18 protein-coding genes and 1 pseudogene are annotated in these 20,282 nt (G+C 71.4%); 8 read left to right on the top strand and 11 right to left on the bottom strand.

The annotated features are described in order from the left end of the window. Nucleotides 1–115 precede the first annotated feature (115 nt). Nucleotides 116–1,639 (top strand): alpha/beta hydrolase, encoded by a 1,524-nt coding sequence (locus tag HNR57_RS26320; RefSeq protein WP_184563740.1) that lies wholly within the window; start codon nt 116–118, stop codon nt 1,637–1,639. Between the two features lie 77 nt (nt 1,640–1,716). Here HNR57_RS26320 and HNR57_RS26315 read toward each other — a convergent pair whose 3' ends face one another. The 7 genes from HNR57_RS26315 to HNR57_RS26290 form a co-directional block, all read right to left on the bottom strand. Beyond that, nucleotides 1,717–2,127 (bottom strand): PPOX class F420-dependent oxidoreductase, encoded by a 411-nt coding sequence (locus tag HNR57_RS26315; RefSeq protein WP_313674789.1) that lies wholly within the window; start codon nt 2,125–2,127, stop codon nt 1,717–1,719. A gap of 187 nt (nt 2,128–2,314) precedes the next feature. Beyond that, nucleotides 2,315–3,643, bottom strand: a complete 1,329-nt coding sequence (locus HNR57_RS39215; RefSeq protein WP_313674787.1) for a C40 family peptidase — start codon at nt 3,641–3,643, stop codon at nt 2,315–2,317. After that, entirely contained in the window at nt 3,630–3,758 is a 129-nt protein-coding gene (locus HNR57_RS40365; protein ID WP_281403914.1) for a hypothetical protein, read from the bottom strand. The genes HNR57_RS39215 and HNR57_RS40365 overlap by 14 nt, the downstream gene beginning before the upstream one ends. 257 nt (nt 3,759–4,015) lie before the next feature. Then, nucleotides 4,016–4,612: a dihydrofolate reductase family protein gene (locus HNR57_RS26305; protein WP_184563522.1), complete on the bottom strand. Its 597-nt coding sequence runs from the start codon at nt 4,610–4,612 to the stop codon at nt 4,016–4,018. Between the two features lie 156 nt (nt 4,613–4,768). Next, entirely contained in the window at nt 4,769–5,617 is an 849-nt protein-coding gene (locus tag HNR57_RS26300) for a GNAT family N-acetyltransferase (protein WP_313674784.1), read from the bottom strand. A 57-nt stretch (nt 5,618–5,674) separates the two neighbouring features. Continuing rightward, entirely contained in the window at nt 5,675–6,556 is an 882-nt protein-coding gene (locus tag HNR57_RS26295; RefSeq protein WP_184563518.1) for a diacylglycerol/lipid kinase family protein, read from the bottom strand. A 96-nt stretch (nt 6,557–6,652) separates the two neighbouring features. Further along, a complete protein-coding gene (locus tag HNR57_RS26290; protein ID WP_184563516.1) occupies nt 6,653–8,251 on the bottom strand; it encodes an FAD-binding oxidoreductase in 1,599 nt (532 codons plus the stop codon). 66 nt (nt 8,252–8,317) lie between these two features. Between HNR57_RS26290 and HNR57_RS26285 the strand changes: the two genes are divergently transcribed. Beyond that, complete coding sequence (locus tag HNR57_RS26285) at nt 8,318–8,935, top strand: TetR/AcrR family transcriptional regulator (RefSeq protein ID WP_184563514.1); 618 nt, start codon at nt 8,318–8,320, stop codon at nt 8,933–8,935. Continuing rightward, the gene (locus HNR57_RS26280; RefSeq protein ID WP_184563512.1) at nt 8,932–10,512 is read left to right on the top strand and encodes a glycerol-3-phosphate dehydrogenase/oxidase; all 1,581 of its coding nucleotides are present in this window, start codon (nt 8,932–8,934) and stop codon (nt 10,510–10,512) included. Before HNR57_RS26285 ends, HNR57_RS26280 begins: the two co-directional genes overlap by 4 nt. A gap of 53 nt (nt 10,513–10,565) precedes the next feature. On the opposite strand, the gene HNR57_RS26275 is transcribed toward HNR57_RS26280, so the two are convergent. The 4 genes from HNR57_RS26275 to HNR57_RS26260 all read right to left on the bottom strand — a co-directional run bounded on the left by HNR57_RS26275 (nt 10,566) and on the right by HNR57_RS26260 (nt 15,934). Next, the gene (locus tag HNR57_RS26275; RefSeq protein WP_184563510.1) at nt 10,566–12,098 is read right to left on the bottom strand and encodes a fused MFS/spermidine synthase; all 1,533 of its coding nucleotides are present in this window, start codon (nt 12,096–12,098) and stop codon (nt 10,566–10,568) included. 139 nt (nt 12,099–12,237) lie between these two features. Then, on the bottom strand, nt 12,238–13,113 hold the full coding sequence (locus tag HNR57_RS26270) for a geranyl diphosphate 2-C-methyltransferase (protein ID WP_184563508.1): 876 nt from the start codon (nt 13,111–13,113) through the stop codon (nt 12,238–12,240). Between the two features lie 15 nt (nt 13,114–13,128). Continuing rightward, nucleotides 13,129–14,454 (bottom strand): 2-methylisoborneol synthase, encoded by a 1,326-nt coding sequence (gene tcp / locus HNR57_RS26265; RefSeq protein ID WP_184563506.1) that lies wholly within the window; start codon nt 14,452–14,454, stop codon nt 13,129–13,131. Between the two features lie 64 nt (nt 14,455–14,518). After that, nucleotides 14,519–15,934, bottom strand: a complete 1,416-nt coding sequence (locus tag HNR57_RS26260; protein WP_184563504.1) for a family 2B encapsulin nanocompartment shell protein — start codon at nt 15,932–15,934, stop codon at nt 14,519–14,521. Between the two features lie 438 nt (nt 15,935–16,372). Between HNR57_RS26260 and HNR57_RS26255 the strand changes: the two genes are divergently transcribed. The 5 genes and pseudogenes from HNR57_RS26255 to HNR57_RS26240 all read left to right on the top strand — a co-directional run bounded on the left by HNR57_RS26255 (nt 16,373) and on the right by HNR57_RS26240 (nt 20,278). Continuing rightward, the gene (locus HNR57_RS26255) at nt 16,373–16,765 is read left to right on the top strand and encodes a hypothetical protein (protein ID WP_184563502.1); all 393 of its coding nucleotides are present in this window, start codon (nt 16,373–16,375) and stop codon (nt 16,763–16,765) included. Beyond that, complete coding sequence (locus HNR57_RS26250; RefSeq protein ID WP_184563500.1) at nt 16,762–18,570, top strand: caspase family protein; 1,809 nt, start codon at nt 16,762–16,764, stop codon at nt 18,568–18,570. Before HNR57_RS26255 ends, HNR57_RS26250 begins: the two co-directional genes overlap by 4 nt. A 31-nt stretch (nt 18,571–18,601) precedes the next feature. Then, nucleotides 18,602–18,952, top strand: a pseudogene (locus HNR57_RS39740) (DUF5937 family protein); the annotation flags it as partial. A 109-nt stretch (nt 18,953–19,061) separates the two neighbouring features. Beyond that, nucleotides 19,062–19,670, top strand: coding sequence for an ArsR/SmtB family transcription factor (locus HNR57_RS39735; protein WP_313674779.1), 609 nt, complete (start codon nt 19,062–19,064; stop codon nt 19,668–19,670). Continuing rightward, nucleotides 19,613–20,278, top strand: coding sequence for a hypothetical protein (locus HNR57_RS26240; RefSeq protein WP_184563498.1), 666 nt, complete (start codon nt 19,613–19,615; stop codon nt 20,276–20,278). The genes HNR57_RS39735 and HNR57_RS26240 overlap by 58 nt, the downstream gene beginning before the upstream one ends. Nucleotides 20,279–20,282 lie beyond the last annotated feature (4 nt).

The raw sequence follows: 20,282 nt of genomic DNA, 5'->3' as shown, positions 1-20,282 counted from the left end.
TGAACCTCCCTTAAGGGGAGTTCCTACGGTACCGGGGCGCGGGCGAGGCAGCCACGGGCGGCCCGCGGACGAGGGCGTACGCGACTGGCGCGGCGTCATGAGACGGGAGGACTTCGTGCACGTGTTCATCATGGTTGCGGGTGTGTTCACCGGGGCCCAGGTCTGGGAGGAGACGGCCGCGCGGCTGGTAGCGGCGGGCAGCACGGTGCACGCTGTTCCGCTGACGGGCGTCGACCCGGCCCGGTCCGCCCATCCGGGGCACGTCGGTCTGGAGACGCACATCGAGGACGTGATCGCGGCGATCGACGCGGTGGACGCGACGTCCGGGCAGGAAATCGTGCTCGTCGGTCACGACTACGGGATCCACCCGGTGCTCGGCGCCGCCGACCGGCGGGCGGAGCGCATCGCACGCGTCGTCTACCTGGACTGCGGGATGCCGCAGAACGGTGTTCCGGCGCTGGCCGCCGTGCCGGACCAGGTGCTGCGTGCGCAGCTGGCCGAACGTGCGGAGGCGGGCGAGCGCGAGGGCGTGCTGGCTCCACCAGGCCTGGACGAGTGGGGGCGCTGGGGCAGTACCGCCGACCTCGACGAGGTGACTCTGAAGCGGTTGACCGACCTGGCGGCGCCACAACCGCTGGGCACCCTGCTTGAGCCGTTGCGGCTGACCGGAGCGGTCGCCGCGGTTCCCGTCTCAGGCGTGCTGTGCGCCCGGAACGGCGCCAGTATCGACCTCGTGCAGAGGCTCGTCGACTTCGGCGATCCTGCGCTGGCCGCCCTGACCGAGCCTCAGGTCAGCTTCTTCGAACTCCCCACCGGGCACTGGCCGATGCTGTCCGGTCCCGCCGCACTGGCGGACGTCCTGCTGCGTGCCGCGGCCGGCGAGGGGCACCGGCTGCGACCGGCCGGCGACGGCGCACCCGCGCCCGCCCATCTGCGCCCGTTCCCGTTGGACGTCCCCGAGCTGCCCCGCGACCGCCAGGGTCATGTCGATCTGTACGTCCCCGACGGCGATGGCCCGCGACCGGCCGTGGTCTTCGTGCACGGCGGACCGGTGCCCGCCGGAGCGCGGCCGAGCCCGCGCGAGTGGCCGGCCCTGGTGGGATACGCCCGCCTGGCCGCCGCCGAGGGCATGATCGGCGCGACTCTCGACCACCGCCTCCACGATCTCTCGGACTATGACCGCGCCGCCGCGGACATCGCCGCGGGGGTCGAGCTGGTGCGGGCCGACGCCCGGGTGGACGCCGACCGGATCGCCCTGTGGTTCTTCTCAGGCGGCGGCCTCCTCACCACGGACTGGCTGGCACGACCCCCCGCCTGGCTGCGCTGCCTGGCCGCGTCCTATCCCGTCCTGGCCCCCCTTCCCGCCTGGGGCCTGGCCGGCAGCCGTTTCCACCCCGCCAGGGCGGTCGAACAGGCGGGTCCCCTGCCTGTCGTACTCCTTCGCGCCGGGCGAGAGGCTCCCGAGATCGCCGCGACCGTCGACGCGTTCGTGACCGCGGCGGACGACTGCGCCGCGCAACTCGAGCTGATCGATGTCCCCAACGGCTTCCACGGCTTCGAAACCCTCAACGCACCGGAGGAGACGATCCCCGCCCTGCGCCAGGCGATGCGCTCGGTGGTCACCCACCTGACCAGGTGATCCCCCAGCCATGGCGATGGGCTCGCTGGAGGGCCGTCGTCGATGCAGTCATCCAGGTCCGGAAGGTCCGCGGACGGTCAGTCGATGACGGTGCCGACCAGCCGCTGCGGGGTGATCCTGACGACCACCCGCACCACCTCCGGCGGCAGTTCCACGTACTCCTGGCCCGCGCCAGGCCCCTCGTACTGCTCGGCCAGTGCGACGGCCAGCTTCCGGCCCGGGTCCTCGGCCACCGTCGCGGTACCGCGTACCTCCAGATACCGCAGCGGGTCGGCCCGGTCATAGACCGTCAGGCTGACCCGCGCGTCGCGCTCCACATTGGTGACCTTGCGGCGGCCGGCTGCCGAAGAGAGCAGCAGGTCGTCGCCGTCCCGGGCGACCCAGACCACCGAGGTCTGCGGGCTGCCGTCGGGGTTCACGGTGGCCAGTACCGCGGGATTCACATCGTCAAGGAGCCTGCGTGCGCCATCGTTCAACTTGATCGTCACGCCCGCGACCCTAGTCAGGTCGTCAGGCCGTGTCGATCGACATATCCCCTGCCGCCGCGCACGCAGGAACACAGGCCAAGGCCCGACGCCGGACGTCATGGTGTGGCGTCCCCCAAGTGCCCTGATGTCCCAGGGACACGGCGGAATCCCCCACCTCACTTCTCCCCGGCTGCGCCGACAGCCGACGTCAAGCCGGGCGGATCGCGCCCTTGATCGCCGACTGGCCGGCGAAGAACACCGACTCCTCACGGATGAGGGCACCCGGGCCGGGGGCGTGAATCATCATGCCGTCGCCGCTCCAGATCCCGACGTGGCCTGGGTCGTCGTGGAAGAAGACCAGGTCCCCGACCTGGACATCAGCGAGCGAGACCTGGACTCCCGCTGTCCACTGGGCCTGGGTGGTCCGGGGAAGCGTGACGCCGACGGTCTTCCAGGCGGCCTGGGTGAGACCTGCCGCGTCGTACGATCCCGGCCCGACCGCGCCCCATACGCAAGGCAGACCGATCTGCGCGCGAGCGAAGGCGATCACCCGCTCGGCCTGGGTGCTGTGGCCGGCGACCGGCGTCAGCCAGGGTTCTCCGCCGGCGACCGGTGTGTAGGTGGTGGCGGGAATCTCGCGTGCGGTGAGGGCATCCGGGGCCGTCGGCGCGGCGAGGGCCGGTGCGGCGGCCGGCTCAACGGGCGCTGCCGGAGCATGAGCGGCCAGGACTGGTGCGGAGATGTCGGGCAGGCCGGCGCCATGGGTCGCGGTGGTCACTTCGGCCGGCGGACCTGCGGCGTAGTAGGCGGCGAGATCCGCTGGCAGGGGTGCGGCATACGGTGCGGTCGTGACGGTCGTCAGGTCGGCACCGTACGTCTCCGCCCCGCTCGCTGGAAGATCCACCTGGTGAGCAGCCGCGGTGGGGGCCGGGAGGGCGGGCAGCGCCGCGAGGGACTCTGGGCTGGGCTCCGGCGCGAGCGCCGGTACGGGCTCGGACAGCGGCCACGCCGCCAGGTCGCCACCGAGGCCCGGCTGCTCAGCGGTCCACGAGGCACTCTCGACCCGCCGGGCTTCGCCTGCCGCAGCCGGTGCGGCTCGCTGGCCGGAGAGCTCCGGGAGGATCTCAGTGGCTGGTGCCTGCGCTGATCCACTGGTCAGCTCCCGCACACCACCGGTGGGCGCCTTGGCCGCTTCGAGGGCACGGGGTTCTGCGGGACGTTCCGCCGGGCGCACGGATCGTTCCGCCTGGGGTGCGCGGTCGGGCCGGACCGGCATCCTCCGGTCCGACTGCCACGCCGGCACGGACGGGCCCAGCTTGGCGCGGGCGACGTCGAACCACTGCCTGGCAAGGGATTGGGTCGCCGGCGCCATGTCCTCCTCGGACCGGCCGCGGGCGTCCGTGCCCCGCTGACGCGGGATCGCAGCGGCGCGGGTCGCGTTGAAGGTGCCCGTGTCGCTCTCGGCCCGGTCGTAGAGGCTGTCGATCCGCCGCCGGACCTCGTCAGGGCTCGGCGCCTCGCCGTCATGCGCCAGCACGGGCACCAGCCGACTGCCGGATCCGGGACTCGATGGTGAGGGCCTCCGCGGCAAGGGAGTTGGCCTTGTCCGGGAAGTCGCTCACTTCGAGGCGCGAGGTTCGTTCCAGCGCCATGGAAAGGGCACTCCTTCGGTCCGTGAGCGCACTGAACCACCTATCGATCGGTGGAAGTCGTGCATGCTGTAACCAACTTAGCCAACTTGTGAGACTTCCGTGAAGATCGAAGTTGCGAATTGTCCGATATGCCGCTGTGACCTTCGCCCCTCTCAGCGCGGCCCTGCGGCATTCACCTCTCAGGTGCAGTCGCAGGGCCGCTGCTGGGCGTCGGGAACGACTGAGTCCGCGTCAAGAGCGCCGCCCGCCGGGGGATCTCAGTCGGTGTTGCGCGTGTAGGTCAGGAACACGGCGCCGCTCTTGAGGGCGGTGTGGTCGGTGAGTGTCCAGGTACGCGGGTCGAAGGCGGCCTTGCGGGAGAACAGCGGGATCCCGTCGCCGATGGTCAGCGGGCCCACTTTGAGGATCAGCGTGTCGATCTCGGCGTACAGGGCGCCCGCCAGCTCGGCCCCGCCCAGCAGCCAGATGTCCTTGCCGTCCTGCTGCTTGAGCTCCCGCACCGTCTCCACCGGGTCGCCGGCGACCAGTTCGACGGCCGGGGCGGGGCTCTCGGTCATGGTCCGGGAGAACACCAGGTGACGCAGGTGGGGGTAGGCGTCGGGGATGCCGGCCGCGAGTCCGATCTCGTAACTGCGCCGGCCTTCGAGGACGGTGTCGAAGCGCGTGCCTTCCGCCGTGACGGACAGGGCCTGCCGGGCCTGGACGGGGAGCGTCTCCGGGTACTCGGCGACGAGGTGATGTATGTAGTCCTCCTGAAGGGGCCAGAAGCCGTTCGGACCCGTGGGGTCCGCGCCGTCCGGGCCCGCGATGAAACCATCGAGAGTGGTGGCGACGTAGTAGACGAGTCTGCGCACGTAAGTCCTTTCCGCCAGAACGCTGTTCGTGGTGCGGCCCGGGGCCGCCGGATGGCAGGCCAGGGTGCGAGGCCGCCGAGTGATCATGGCACCCGGTCGATCAGAACGGCCACCGAGTCGTCGGATTCCGTGCATACTCCTCCGGACCCGGTCGGCCTACTCTCCGGGTTCGGCGATCAACGCCGTACCGATCGTGCGGAAGCCGAGCCGGGCGTAGACCCGCGCGACATCATCGTCACCGGCCGACAGGAAGACGGTTGCCGCACCCCGCGACCTGGCGTCGGCCACCAGCGCCGCGGTAACCGCACCTGCGAGACCACGACGGCGGGCTGCGGGGAGCGTTCCGACGCCGACGATCTCGCTGACTCCGGCGAGCGGTTGGTGCTGCCCCGCGGACAGCACTGATCCGTCCTCGACCGCTGCGGCGACCGCGGTCAGACCTGCCCGGATGCGCAGCATCGCGCGTTCCACCGATCCGTCGGCGACGCGGGCGTCGATCGCTTCCGCCAGTTGCGGTGTTCCCGCGAGACCGACGCTGGTCCCGGGCTCGGCGAAGGCGAGGTGAGGAACGGCCAGGGCGCCGGGCAGGATCGGATCGTCCGCGCCTGTGATCCGCACGGATACGCTGCTGGACACCCCGTCCGCACGAGCTGCGGGGGTACCGGGATCGAGCACCATCAGCGGATGTTCGTGGACCACGAGTCCCGACTCCTCGGCTGCCGCCCGCAGCGTGGGGGTGGTCTCGGCGACCCATTCGAAACTCTCCGGGACCCCCAGCTCCCGCTGGCGGGCACGGACTTTCCGGACATCGGTGGCCCGCAGCGTTCCGGACCACCCCCGTGCGGGACGTGCGTAGAACGGCCAGCCCTGGCCCTCCCGCACGAACAGGGTGAGCGGCCCGTGGTCCTCGACGCGAGCGCCATGGCGTGGGACCGCGTCGTAGTACGCCTCGATCCGGTCCAGCAGTGCCCGCTCCGGGTGATCGTCAAAGTCGGGAGAAGTCACAACGGGCATCCAAGCAACAGGGCACCGGCGACGTCACTTCGTTTTGGGAACTGCGGCTCAGCACAGGACTCGCAGCGCGCCGGGCAGCACTCTGACCGTGACCGGGAGGACGGCCTCGATCTCGCCGTCCGCGCCGTAGGGGACGTCCCGCTCCGCCTCGATGCGTATCTCACGGCCGCGCACCACCTGCACCTGGGGACGGTGGACGTGGGCGCCGGTGTCGAGCTCCTTCATCAGGGTGAAGAACAGCCGGCGGGGGGCGTCGCGGATCATCACGACGTCGAGCAGTCCGTCGTCGAGACGGGCCTTAGGGGCGATGCGGCGTGCGGAGCCGTAGTAGCTGGAGTTGGCGGCCACCACGGTGTAGCCGCTGTACGCGTGGTCCCGGCCGTCGACGGTGATCCGGTAGCGGACGGGGCGCCAGGTACTGATCGCGCGCAGGGCACCGGCGTAGTAGGAGGCCGAACCGCGCAGCATGCGGGAGCGGTTGGCGTGGAGGTTGGCCAGCGCGTCCACGCCCGCGTAGACGCTGCCGAGCACGACGGTGGCGGCGTGGACGGACGACGTGACCTCGATGGTGTCCACGGCGCGCGGCGTGCCGTGGAGCAGCACCCGGGCCACGCCGTCGGGGTCTCCGGGCAGGCCCAGGGCCCGGGCGAAGTCGTTGCCGCGTCCGGCCGGGACCATGCCGAACAGGGCGCCGGTGCCGCTGAGGGCTCCGCCGATGCTTCCGGTGATCCCGTCGCCGCCGACGGCGAGCACCACCCGGCCGCGTTCCCCGGCGTGGCGGGCGAGTTCGCGGGCGTGGGCGAGGCTGCGGCTGTACTCGGTCTCCAGCTCGGCGCCCGCCTCCCGGAGCAGGCGGGCCACCTTGTGCAGCGCCGCAGCGCTGGTGGCTCCGCCCGCGGTGGGGTTGACGACGGCGGTGAACTGTCGCATCGATGTGCCTCCGGGCTGACGGGTGGTGCCGGGCTGTCGTCTGGTCAGGGATGGTGCGGGCTGGGGCCGAGGGCGTGGCCGTGGCCGTGGCCGTGGTCAGTCGGCCGGCAACAGGACGCCGGGGTTCAGCAGGCCCTCGGGGTCCAGCCGTCGCTTGACGGCGCGCAGTGCCTCGACACCGAGGTCCCCGGCCTCCCGTACGTACCAGTCGCGGTGGTCGGTGCCGACGGCGTGGTGGTGGGTGATCGTGCCGCCCGCGGCGAGGATCGCCTCGTTCGCGGCGTGTTTGGCGCGCGTCCAGTGCTCGACCGGGTCGGCGCCCTGGGCGGAGACGATCGTGAAGTACAGCGAGGCGCCGTTCTCGTAGACGTGCGAGATGTGGCACATGACCAGCGGCGGGGTGCCGTTCTCGGTGAGTGTGGCGGTGAGCGCGTCGCGGACGGCCGCGTACAGGCCGGGCAGCCGCGACCAGTAGGCGGCGGTCTCCAGGGTTTCCGCGAACGCGCCCGCTTCGAGGAGCGAGTCCCGCAGGTACGGTGCCGCGTAGCGGCCGTGTGCCCAGCGCTCCCCCGGCTCGTCGCCCGCGAACCGGCCGCCGCAGTCGGTGAGTACGGCCGCCGCGGCCGCCCTCCGTTGCTCGGTGTCCTGCTCGGTGCCCTCGAAGCCGACCACCGCGAGGCATCCGGCGCTGTGCTGCTCGGCGGTGGAGCCGATGGCCTCGGGCTGGGCGAGGCCGATCAGGGTCTCGGTCTCGTCGGACAGCCTGAGGACGGTGGGGCGGGGGCCGTCCTGGGCGAGCCGGCGCAGCGCGGCGGTGCCCTCGTCGAAGGAGGCGAAGCGCCACCCTTCGTAGCGGCGTGTCTGCGGGACGGGCCGAATGCGGACGGTCACGGAGGTGAGGACGCCGAAGGCGCCCTCCGAGCCGAGGAGCAGCTGCCGCAGATCGGGGCCGGCTGCCGAGCGGGGTGCCCGGCCGGTGTCGAGGGTGCCCTCGGGTGTGGCGAGGGTGAGGCCGAGGACCATCTCGTCGAAGCGTCCGTAGCCCGCGGAGGCCTGCCCGCTGGAGCGGGTCGCGGCGAAGCCGCCGATGGTGGCCCACTCGTAGGACTGGGGGAAGTGGCCGAGGGTGAAGCCGTGTTCGGCCAGGAGCGCCTCGGCCTCGGGTGCGCGCAGCCCGGGCTGGAGGGTGGCGGTCCGGGAGACGGGGTCGAGGTCGAGCATGCGGTTCATGTGCCGCAGGTCCAGGGCGATGAAGGGTGCCTTGCCGGAGGGGGCGAGTCCGCCGACGACGGAGGTTCCGCCGCCGAACGGGACGAGGGCGAGGCGGTGTTGGGCACAGACGCGGAGCACGGCGAGCACCTCGTCGTGGCTGTGCGGTAGGGCGACCGCGGCCGGGGCGTCGGTGGTGTCGGCGGCGCGGATGCGCAGCAGGTCCGGGGTGGACTTGCCGCGGGTGTGCCGGAGGCGGCTCTCCGTGTCCGTGCGCAGGCTCTGTGCCCGGTCGCCGAGTGCGGCGTGCAGCGCGTGGAGGGCGGCGCCCTCCAGAGCGGGCGTGGAGATCGTGATCTCCTCCAGCCGGGCCGATGCCGTGGGCTGCGGCTTGACGCCGAGCCAGTCGCGCAGCAGCCCGGTGACGGTGTCGGGCAGCGGCGTCGCCTTGGCCGGGTCGCCCCAGCCGTTCCACAGCATGTCCATGCCTGTCGTCCTCACCGGTCGTCGGGGGTTGCCGCTGGAGCGGCCTCGGGCGTTACACTGTTACACATGACGCCTAATCGTCACAACAGCTCGGCCCAGCAGAAGTCCTCCGACAACGACGTGGTGCTCGACGCCGTCCGGGACTGCGTCCTCGCCGTCGGGGTGCGCCGCACGACCATGACCGACGTGGCCCGCCGCGCGGGCGTCTCCCGGATGACGCTCTACCGCCGCTGGCCCGACGTCCGTTCCCTCGTCGGTGACCTCATGACGCGCGAGTGGATCGCCGTCGCGACCGGAGCCATGCCCGAGAGCCGGCCCGAGGTGGGCACGCGCCCGCCGCTGATCGACGGCCTGGTGGGGGGTGTCGAGGCCTTCCGCGCCCACCCGCTCTTCCAGAAGATCGTCGACGTGGATCCCGAACTGCTCCTGCCCTACGTGCTGGACCGGCGCGGCGCGAGCCAGGAGGCACTGCTGGAGCTGCTCGCCGGGGCGCTGCGGGAGGGACACGCGGACGGCTCGGTGCGGGTGGCCCCGGCCGAACGCCAGGCCAGGACCGTGCTGCTCATCCTCCAGTCCTTCGCGCTGTCCCTGCGCACCATGACCGAGGAGGACGACGCCGAGCTCACCAGCGCGGCCTTCCTCGCCGAGCTGCGCACCGTTCTGGAGAGGACCCTCACCCCATGAGCCTGACCGGCACTCCTGCCGCGGCCTCCCTGTCCGCCGCGCGGCGCTCCCGCGACCTGACCGAGGCGACCGACGGCCGCGTGGTGGACGTGCTGGTCGTCGGCCTCGGTGCGACCGGCGCCGGAGCGGCCCTCGACGCCGCGGCCCGCGGTCTCGACGTCGTCGCCGTCGACGCCCACGACCTCGCGTTCGGCACGTCGCGCTGGAGCTCCAAGCTCATCCACGGCGGGCTGCGCTACCTGGCGTCGGCACAGTTCGACGTCGCCCACGAGAGCGCGGTCGAACGCGGCGTGCTGATGGAGCGGACGGCGCCTCACCTGGTGCGCGCCCAGCCGTTCGTGCTGCCCCTGACCGGACTCGTCTCGCGTGGGCAGGCCGCGCTGGCCTGGGCCGGTTTCCGGGCCGGCGACGCCCTGCGGCTGTCGGCCCGCACGGCTCGTGCCACGCTGCCCGCCCCGCGCCGGCTCTCCCCTGTCGAGACCCGGCACCTGGCCCCGGCGCTGCGCCCCGCGGAGCTGCGCGGCGGCCTGCTGTCCTGGGACGGGAGGCTCACCGACGACGCCCGCCTGGTAACGGCCCTCGCCCGTACCGCCGCCGCACAGGGCGCCCGCGTACTGACCCGCGTCCGAGCCCTGGAACTCTCCGCGTCCGGGGCCCGCATACGCGACGAACTCACCGGCGAGGAGGGCGAGATCCGAGCCCGTGCGGTGATCAACGCCTCCGGTGTGTGGGCCGGTGACCTCGTCGAGGGCATCCGGGTCCGGCCCTCCCGCGGCACCCATCTCGTGCTGCGGTCGGAGGACCTCGGCCCGCTCCCCGCCGGTCTGCACATCCCCATCCCAGGCGAGACCAACCGTTTCGTCCTCGTCCTGCCCCAGGACGACGGCCGGGTCTACGTCGGACTCACCGACGAACCCCTGGACGGGCCGGTCCCGGACGTCCCCGAGGTGCCGGAGACGGACATCGGCTTCCTGCTCGACGTCCTCGGCTCGGTACTCGACGTCCCCGTCCGTCGCGGCGATGTCGTCGGCGTGTTCGCCGGGCTGCGCCCCCTGTTGGACACCACCCCCACCGCACAGCCCGGCGCCGGCTCGCGCACCGCCGACATCTCCCGCCGGCACGCGGTACTGACCTCACCGGACGGCGTGGTCAGCGTGGTCGGCGGCAAGCTCACCACCTATCGCCGGATGGCCGAGGACGCCGTGAACGCCGTGGTCGAAGCTCGCGGCCTGGCCGCCGGCCCCTCCCCCACCGCCACGCTCCCGCTGGTGGGCGCCGCGGCCCCCCGGACGCTCGCCGCCCTGCGCGCGCCCCGCCGCCTCGTCCAGCGCTACGGCACCGAGGCACCGGCGGTACACGCCCTGGCCGTGCAGGACCCGCGACTGGGCGAGCCCGTCGTGCCCGGCCATGCCGTCACCGGCGCCGAACTGCTGTGGGCGCTACGGCACGAGGGCGCCCTGGACGAAGCCGACCTGCTCGACCGTCGCACGCGCATCGGACTGGTCCCGGCGGACCGGGCCGAGGCGCTGGAAGCCGTACGCGGGCTGGTCGGCGAAGCCCTCGGCACGACAAGCTGAGGTCGTGGGGTACGGATGCGCGAGGGGCTGGAACGCGGCCCGGTCTCGTCCGCTCACTGGCCGTCCTGCGGGCTGTAGGGCTGCAGGAGCTGGTCCACGGGTGCGTGATCGTCGGTGAGGAGCCGGGCAGCGCCGGTCCAGGAGGCGAGGTCGTCGCCGGTGGCGATCTTCCAGCCGGTGTGCCGCGCGTCGAGCGCCGTCTGGATCGCGCGGAGGTCGACCGGCCGGTCGGAGGCGAGCACCACCAGATTGCCGCCCTTGGACGCGGCGGCCGGGCCCAGGCCGATGTCGGCGGGTTCGCCGAGGAGCGCGACGTGCGCGAAGGTCTCGCCGAGGGTGGCCACTTCGGCGCGCGCGAAGTCCATGCCACCGTGATCGATGAGGTTGGCGACGTACAGACCCTCGTGGTTGAGCACCCGCCGGACATCGCTCATCGCTTCCGCGGTGGTGAGGTGCCAGGGCACGCTGACGCCACCGAACGCGTCGCCGACGACGAGGTCACGGCTGCCGGTGTCGAGTCGCCGCAGGCCCAGCCTGCCGTCCTCCACGCGTACGTCGACACCGGCTTCCGGCCGCAGGCCGAGGTGGTCGTGGTTGATGCGCACGACCCCGCCGTCGATCTCGGAGACGAGGCTTCGTGTTCCGGGCCGCGTGGCCGCGAGGTAGCGGGGCAGGGTGAGTCCGCCACCGCCCAGGTGGTGGGCTACGAGAGGTTCACCCTGCGGGAAGGCGGCGTCGACCACCGACGCGACGGCGCGCACGTACTCGAACTTCAGACGGGTCGGGTCGTCGAGGTCGACGTAGGAGTGCCGAAGGCCGTCCAGGACGAGCGTGCGGCCGTTGCCCCCGCCGGGGTCCGCGACGACCCGCGCGCAGTGGTACTTGGTCTCCACGTCGCAGCTCCCCGGCGCGACCGTGGCGGCGAGGCCGCCTGCTGCGACGACGAGTGCCAGGGCAGGGGCGCCGGTCCACCCGCGCGTACGCCACTCGACCCACGCCGAGCCGGCCACCAGCAGCGCTCCGAGGCCGAGCAGGATGCCGCTGACGGGCAGCCGCGACACGAGGACGAAGCCCGTGAGCACGGTGCCGACGATGGCGCCCACGGTGCCGATGCCCGAGAGCCGGCCGACCACCGTGCCGGTCTCCGCCAGGCTGGTGAGACGCAACTTGGTGACGAACGGCGTCACCGCGGAGAGCAGAGCGCCCGGCACCAGGATGGTCAGCGACGCGATGACCAGGAGCACCGCCGGGGCCCACTCCGCAGTGCTCCGCAGCACGGCGGGGGTGAGCGCCACCACCGCTCCGGAGACCCCCAGCGAGGGACCGATGAGCCGACGCGGATCGACCTGGTCCGCGATCTGTCCGCCCAGCCAGGAGCCGAAGGCGATCGCGGTGAGCGCGATGCCGATCACCAGGGTGCTGGTCTCGAGGGTCAGGCCGAGGTAGGGAGCCAGCAGCCGCAAGGCGACGATCTCGACCACCAGAACCGCGGCCGAGGACGCGAACACCAGTATCGCGGCGGCACGGGGGCCCAGACCGGCACGGGGCGTGCTCTCGACGACGGGCGACGTAGACGATCCGGTCACGGGCGACATTCTCGCACGGGGCCTCTGGGCCGGCCGGCACCCTTCAAATCCTCATACTTACCGTGGGGATTGAGGGCTGCCGGCACACAACTCGCGGAGCCGGGGTGCCCGATGAGGGCCCCGGCTCCGCGAGGCCGGGTTACACGCGGTCGGCCGCGATCAGGACGTACTGGAAGGAGCCGTCCCGGTAGGACTCGATGAACGCCTTCTCGATCCCGGTGACCAGCGAGGACGTGGCCCGCAACTCCCAGTAGGGCAGCGTGTCAGGGGTGAGGTCGACGATGGTCTGCGGGACGAGCCGGTTGTCGGCCATGGCGCGCAGATACTCGCGGCGGGAGTGGATGTTGCACTCGAAATGGGCGTTGATCTGGGAGACCCACTTCGACGGCTGGCCGTAGCGGGGGTTCCAGCAGCCGGTGATCGTCACGTACCGGCCGCCCACCCGCAGGAAGCGGGAGTGCTCGGCGAACAGGTCGTCGAGGTCGACGTACATGCTCGACTCGTTGTTCCAGGAGGCGGCGATGCTGCCCTTCTCGAACGGCGTGTCGAGCATGTTGCAGACGCGGGAGCGCACGTGGTCCTGGATGCGCAGTTCCCGTGCGCGCCTGTTGCCGAAGTCGGCCTGGGTCGCGGACAGGGTGACGCCCTCGACCTTGCAGCCGAAGCGGCGGTGGGCCATGACCATGGAGCCGCCGCGCCCGCAGCCCGCGTCGACGAGGGTGTCGTCGGGCCCCACGGAACCGAGGTGGTCCAGGAGGACCTCTGCCTGTGCCGACTCCAGCCGGTGCAGCTCGGCGATGAGCTTCTTCTCGTACTCGCTGTGGCCCGGGTCGCCGAGCGCGGCGTGATCCACGTCGCCGACGCCGTAGTGGTGGTGGTAGAGCCCGTCGACGTCACCGAGGCGGAGGTTGACCGGCCGCGCCTCGTTGTTCCAGTAGCGGGCGATGTCCCCCTGGTACGGCGTCGCCGGGGCCGGGATCTTCGCGGTGGCGATGGGGGTCGTTTCAGTGGTCACAGAGATGTCCGTTCCTTACCAGAAGTCGGGCAGGCTGTAGCGGTAGGTGTTGGTGCGGTGCCAGTCGTGGTTGCCGTCGACCCAGGCGGCCACGCCCCTGAGGAAACGCAGCACCGGGGGCAGGGGGCAGTCCGCCGCGAGGTCGGCCGCGGCGGCCTCGAAGGCGTGCTGGAGTTCGTTGTGGACCTCGACGGCCTTCAGATAGGCGTCGCGCTCGGAGAGTTGCTCGCGTTCCGCGATCACCACCGGCAGGTTCAGGTGGCGGCCAGGGCTGTCGAGTTCCTTGGTGTACGAGTAGAGGTCGTTGACGATGGTGGTCGCGTTGCCGGCGAGGGCGATGACCCGCTGCATGTCCGGCCGGGCGTGCAGGTCCGCGGGCAGTTCGTAGCCGCCGACGGTGTCGGTGATCGTGGGGCAGGGGCGGAAGTTGTTGAACTGGCGCATCGCCAGGTACTCCCACACCTCCGGGACGTGACCGGTCTGCGCCCAGGCGGCCTCGGCGAGATAGCCCATGTGCAGCCGGGCCATGTCGTGCCGGTAGCGGTCGGACTGCGAGGGCGTTGCCGCGCGGACGAAGTAGTCCATCGCGCTGGTGTACGCCCGGCGCGGGGCGTCCGACGCGAGCGACTCCAGCCACGCCGGCGCGTATTCCGCGGTCGTGTGGAAGGGGTCGATCGCGGTGTGCGCGAGGAGGAGGCGCCCGCCGAGACCGACGGGTGAGCCGCCGTGGTCCTCGCAGTAGCAGTCGTCCACCGCGTTCTCCGCGACCATGAGCCGTGTGGCGAGCATCAGGTGGTCGACCGTCGGGGCGTCGGGATGGCAGGCGACCATGTAGCGGCCGACGGAGAATCCGTCGAACTGGCCCTCCCATTCCTCGGGGTAGAGCTGGACCTCGTCCTCGGCCCAGCGTTTGATCCGGCGGCTCACCTCCTCGACGCGTGCGGGGTCGGGTTCCGGGACGGGGTGGTAGTAGAGGCCGGGGACGGCTCGCCCTTCCGCGGGCGGGGCGGCGGCCGGGGGTTCCGGATCCGGGGCCGCGACCGGGAGTCTGTACCGGTCGGCCAGGGAGAGCGAGGTCGTGCCGGGTCCGGTGGGCCCGCGCAGGATCCGCTGGAGCGCGGAGCCGGCCTCGGCTGCGTCAGGTGTGTCCCGTACGGGGGCGGCCGCCGGCGGCGGCGGGTCGGGGATCGTGACCGGCGGATGCAGTGCGGCGAGGAAGTGCCGGGCGGTCGGTGTGGCCGGGAGCCCTGGGGTCACGGGGGCGGGGACGTCCGGCGGGGCTGTGGGCGGCGTCGGCCGCTGTTCGGGAGGGGATGTTCCGAGGGGCCCGGAGTCGGGCATCGGCGGCTCCTTGCTGCGGTGGGGTGGGCGCTCCGTCGTACGGAGGTGTGCCTCGGATCAGGGGTCAGCGCGGTCTGGAGGCGATCTGCACGTTCTCCATCACGCCGAGGGCGTCGGGCAGGAGCACCGCGGCGGAGTAGTAGGTGCTGACGAGGTAGGAGTTGATCGCCTGTTCGTTGATGCCCATGAACCGCACCGAGAGGCCCTCTTCGTACTCGTCCGGAAGTCCCGTCTGCCGCAGGCCGATGACGCCCTGGTTCTCCTCGCCGGTGCGCATCGCGATGATGGAGCTGGTCTGCTCCTTGCTGATCGGGATCTTGTTGCACGGCAGGATGGGGACCCCGCGCCAGGCGGGCACGGATTGTCCGCCGAGGTCGACGTGGTCGGGGTAGAGACCGCAGGCGCTGAAGCCTCGTCCGATGGCCGCGATGGTCCTGGGGTGGGCGAGGAACAGCTTGGTGCCGCGCCTGCGGCAGAGCAGGTCGTCCATGTCGTCCGGGGTGGGCGGGCCGGAACGGGGCTGGATGCGCTGCTTGAAGTCGGCGTTGTGCAGCAGCCCGAACTCGCGGTTGTTGATGAGCTCGTGTTCCTGGCGCTCCCGCAAGGCCTCGATGGTGAGCCGGAGTTGCTCCTCGCTCTGGTTCATCGGACCGTTGTAGAGGTCGGCGACCCGGGTGTGGATCCTCAGTACCGTCTGCGCGACGGAGAGTTCGTACTCGCGCGGCTGCTGTTCGTAGTCGACGAAGGTGCCCGGCAGTTCGGCCTCGCCGACGTGACCCGCCGACAGGGCGATCTCGGCCTCGCCGTGCTTGTTCTGCCGCAGCCGTGAGCGGGAGCCGAACGCCTCGACGTGGGCCTGGAGGGTGGGTGCCGAGGCCTGGACGGCGGCGAAGTCGGCCCGGGAGAGGGTGAGGAGGGTGCCGGAGGTCTCGGCGGTCACCGTGCTGTCGTGGCGGGCGTCGGAGTCGAGCAGGGCGTTCTCGCCGAAATGGTCGCCGTCCGCCAGGACCGCGATGGCGATCTCTCCGCCGTACTGGCCCACGGAGGTCTGGCTGACCCGGCCGTGGGCGATCAGGTGGATCCGGTCCGCGGCGCCGCCACGCTCGACGAGGACCTCGCCCGCCGCGAAGTCGCGTTGTGTGCATCGGTCGGCGAGAGCGGTGAGGACGCTGGTGTCCTCGAATCCGCGCAGCAGGGCCAGTTCACCGAGTTCCCGGGGGATCACCCGGACCGTCGCGCCCTCCTGGACGAACTCGATGCGTCCGTCGCCGAGAGTGTGGCGCAACCGCCGGTTGACCCGGTAGGCGCCTCCCTTGGCCTCGACCCAGGGCAGCATCCTCAGCAGCCAGCGGGAGGTGATCTCCTGCATCTGCGGGGCGGACTTGGTGGTGGTGGCGAGGTTGCGGGCGGCGGCGGTGCTCAGCGACTGCTGCGCCGCGCCGGGTGTGGTCCGGGTTTCCGGGATGCTGTCGACGGTCATCGGGAGGGAGTCTCTCCTTGCACGACGGGGCGCCCGGCGCACACGGATGCGCCGACCGGGAGACAGGGAGGAATGGGCAACGAGCGGGAAGGATCACGGCGATCCGTCCACCTGCAGAAAGCTAGCCGCTGGGCGGGCCGCAACCACCAGGGAGACGAGATGCTTACTTCGAAGCAGTGACAATCAGTTGAATGCGGTTTATCGGTCCGTAGCGCGGCATCGCCCCGTCCTCGGCGCGCCTCGTCCGCGGAGGACCTCGCCGACGATGGGCCGGGCCAAGTTGAAGCCGAAACCTTACGGTTGAACCGTGAAACTCATTCCACCGTGGGCGACTTGCCCCCCGGCTCTGAGCAGCGGAAACTGTAAACGATGACGTAGAGCCCACCGGTACCTCGACTCTGCGCCGCCCCGAAGAGCACGAACAAAGGGGCTGACACGGTGGACAACGAACTGCACATCCTTCTCACCGAAGAGGACGCGGAAGCGGAACGCGTCGCCGAGCTGACCGGCTACCTGCGTGAGGAACTGCTCGACCTCGACGTGGACGACGTCACGACGCTTCCCGGCGGGGAGGTCCCCGCCGGAGCGCGGGCCGTGGACGTCACTCAGATCGGTGCCCTGCTGGTGACCCTCGGCAGCACGGCAACCGCCCTGAGCCAGGTGATGACCGTCATCCGGTCGTGGGTGGGCCGTCGCCACGACACACACCCGTCCCTGCACCTGCGGATGGGTGACGACGTCCTGGAGGTGTCGGAGGCGACCGACGACCAGGTCGCCGAGGCGTTCAAGATCTTCGTCCAGCGCCATTCGCCGGCGGGAGCCGAGCCATGACGGAGTCCAGACACGCGCTGATCATCGCCAACGACCGGTACACCGACCAGGGGCTCAAGAAGCTCAGGGCCCCTGCCCAGGACGCCGCGGCCCTCGAGAAGGTGCTGCACGACCCGCAGATCGGCGACTTCGACGTGGAGGTCGTGCACAACGCGTCGGCCGACCTCATGCGCAGGCGCATCCAGGGCTTCTTCAACGACCGCCGCCGCGCCGATACGCTCCTGCTGCACTTCTCCTGCCACGGCCTCAAGAGCGAGTCGGGCGAGCTGTACTTCGCCGCGAGCGACACCGAGCCCCCGCTGCTCGCCGCCACGGCCGTCCCCTCACAGTTCGTCCGCAGTTGCATGTCCGTCACGCGGGCCGGCCGCACCGTCCTGTTCCTCGACTGCTGCTACGGCGGGGCCTTCTCCCGGGGCTCCACCTCCGTGCGCGCGTCCGGCGACGTCAACGTCCTCGAATCCTTCGCGAAGGACGAGCCGGTCAGCGGACGGGGCTGGGCCGTCATCACAGCCTCCGACTCCATGGAGTACGCCTTCGAGGGCAACCAACTCGCCGACGACTCCTCCGCCCCGCAACCGTCGGTGTTCACGCACGCCGTGGTCGAGGGCCTGGAGACCGGCGAGGCCGACCTCGACGTGGACGGCAGGGTCTCCCTAGACGACCTGTATGAGTACGTCTACCGACAGGTGCGGGAGCAGAACCCCCATCAGACGCCGAAGAAAGCGGCGGAGCTGCACGGGGAGCTGCACCTGGCACACAGCCGGCGCGGCCGCATCAAGATCGTCGCCATTCCCTCACCGCCCTCCCTGCAGACCGCGATGAGCAGCGAGGAGTTCCTCACCCGGCAGGGCGCTGTGCTGGAGTTGCAGAAACGGCTGCAGCACACGGAGCTGCCCGTGGCGGAAGGGGCGCGTCAGCACCTGGAGGAGGTCGCGCGCAACGACATCCAGCAGATCGCCGGCATGGCGTCCGACGCCTTGGGCAAGATCCGGCTGGCACCGTCGCCGGACCACCTGGACTTCGGCCTCCTGCAGAAGGGTTCCACCCCTCACCAGCAGTCCGTGACCATGCACGGCCCACCGCTGGCCCGCCACTGCGTGGCCCAGCCCAAACAGTCGTGGCTGCGGGTCGACCCGACCGGCAGCGGTCTGGAGGTCCACGTCGACACGGCCACGGAGGGGCGCCTGTCGGGTGACATCGTGCTGAAGGGTGTTGCCGACGAGTCGGTGATCCATGTCGAGGCGGAGGTGGCCCCGGCGCACGGGTCCGGCGGCACGGGGCCCGGGACCGGCCCGTCGAACGGTTCCGGGCAGCCGCCTCATGGAGGGGGCGACAACAAGTCGCCGACGGTGGTCATCGGCCACCCGCGCACCCCGCCCCGTCCCAGGACACCGCCCGCGGGAACCGCACCCGCCCCTCGAACGGACAGGCGCGCTCCCGCCCTGGCCGGTGCCGCTCTCGCCCTGGCCGTCGCAGCCATCGGCGCGCTCGTACTGGCCATTCAAAGGGCGGTCGCGGCCCTCACGGAACGGGGCACCGAAGGGGTGTACGGCAACGTCGAGGACAACATCCGCGAGCACGGAGCGCTCACGCCTCTCATCATTTGTCTGATCACCGGTGCGGTGGCGCTGGTCGCCGGCGCGATCGCCCAGCATGATCTGAGAAATCGGCAGCAGCACCACACGAAGCAGGCGGCGAGCGCTACGAACACACTGACCTCGATCGCCAAGGGGCTGGCGATCCCCGCGCTGGTCCTGGCCGTCCTCGCGGGTATCGCCTACCTGGTGGGCAGCCCCCACTGGTGACCGCCTCAACAGGCCGGTCCGTCCTCCCGCAGTGCGGACAGCCCGCTGTCTGCGCCGCTCCTACGCCCACGGAGAACTGGCCCGGCATCTGGTGGCGGACCCGCTGGACCTGCGGGACCGGCTCCTGGCCGTGCTGCGGGCCGCCGACGCGGCGTTCTTCGCCGAGGACTGGCGGACCCTGCGGCCGGTTCTGGAGGACCACGCCCGGGAGGTACGCCGCAGGCTGGCGGCCCGGCCCCCGGCCGATGTGCTCGGCGAGTCGCTGCCGACGGCGGCCCGGGTCGGGCCCGGGGAGCGCGTTCGGCTGGACAAGTTGCAGATCGACGAGGTGAAGGGGGCTCCGCGGCCTCTCGTTCTCGTCCCGTCCGCCCGCGTGTGGCTCCATCTCACGGTCAAGCACGAACACCCGTCGTGCGTGGCGGTGCAGTACCCGGTGCCCGCCGCCTCGCCGGGCGGACAGTTGACCCTGCGGGGACCTGCACGACCGCCTGATGGCGCTGACCTCGCCCGCGCGGATGGAGCTGTGCCGTCATCTGCTGGGCGAGCCCATCACGACCTCGGAGCTCGCCGCCCGGCTCGGCTCCAGCGAACCGCAGGTCCCCCGTGCCCTGCGAACCCTGCGCGACGCGGGTCTGGTTCGCCCGACCCGGGAGGGCAAGCTGGTGCGGCACCGGCCGGCCACCGATGTCATCCGGCGACTGGGAAACGACGTACTGGCGACCGTGGCGCGGTGCATCGCCCCGCCCGGGCACCGGTTCCTCGACGGCTCGACGAGGGGCCGCTCGCCGAACGCGCCCAGCTCACCCATGAGATGCACGACGTCGTCTCGAACTACGTCAGACAGTCAGCCTGCTGCGGGCCTCGGGCGCCCCTGCCAGAAAGAGGACACCGCTCGTCTGGAACAACTGACTCCTCAAGTCCGTACCATCACTCACCAAGGCAGCTTGCGGAACGCACAACTCCCACACCGGGCCGCTGAAGCCCCGCTCCAGTACACGCATCACCCGCAGCATGCCTTCGACGCCGAGGAAAGGTCAGTGCCATGCCCGAGACAGCGATTCCCGCCACCGAACTGGCATCGCAGTACATCGCCCAGGTGACCGGCGATCTCGAAGCGAACCTCAAGGAGCAAGAACGTATCGGTGCGGAAATCACCGCCCTCCAGGAGCAGCTCGCCGCTCTCCAGCACGACCACGGCGTGCTGGTGAGCATGCAGCAGGCACTGGGCATCACCACACCGCCGAGCGGGTCCGCAGCCGAGTCCGAGAGTGCCGTGCTGCCTTCTCCGCGACGGAAGAAGGCCGTTGCGGCGGCCGGCGAGAAGCAGAAGGCAGGTAAGTCCGCTGCCACGCCGGCGAAGAAGACGGCCAAGAAGCCCGCAGCGAAGAAGGAAGCAGCCAAGAAGCCCGTGGCCAAGAGGGCGGACAGCGCCAAGGCCGCCGAGCCCACGCTGGTCGAGCTCATCCGCCGCCATCTCACCGAGCAGAAGGAACCGCGCTCGGCGGCGGAGATCTCCACCGCGCTCAGCGAAGCCCACCCCCACCGCGGTATCGCGGCCAAGGTCGTGCGCGTCACCCTCGAAGGACTCGTGGCAAAGAGCCAGGCCGAGCGCTCCAAGCAGGGCAGGTCCGTCTTCTACACGGCCCCGGTCTCGGAGCCGGCGGCTGCACCCGAGGACGCAGCACAGCCCAAGGACACAGACAACTGACAGT

It is taken from the genome of Streptomyces paradoxus (assembly GCF_014202475.1).
GTDB classification, from domain to species: domain Bacteria; phylum Actinomycetota; class Actinomycetes; order Streptomycetales; family Streptomycetaceae; genus Streptomyces; species Streptomyces paradoxus.
This window is presented reverse-complemented; position numbering and strand designations above follow the sequence as displayed.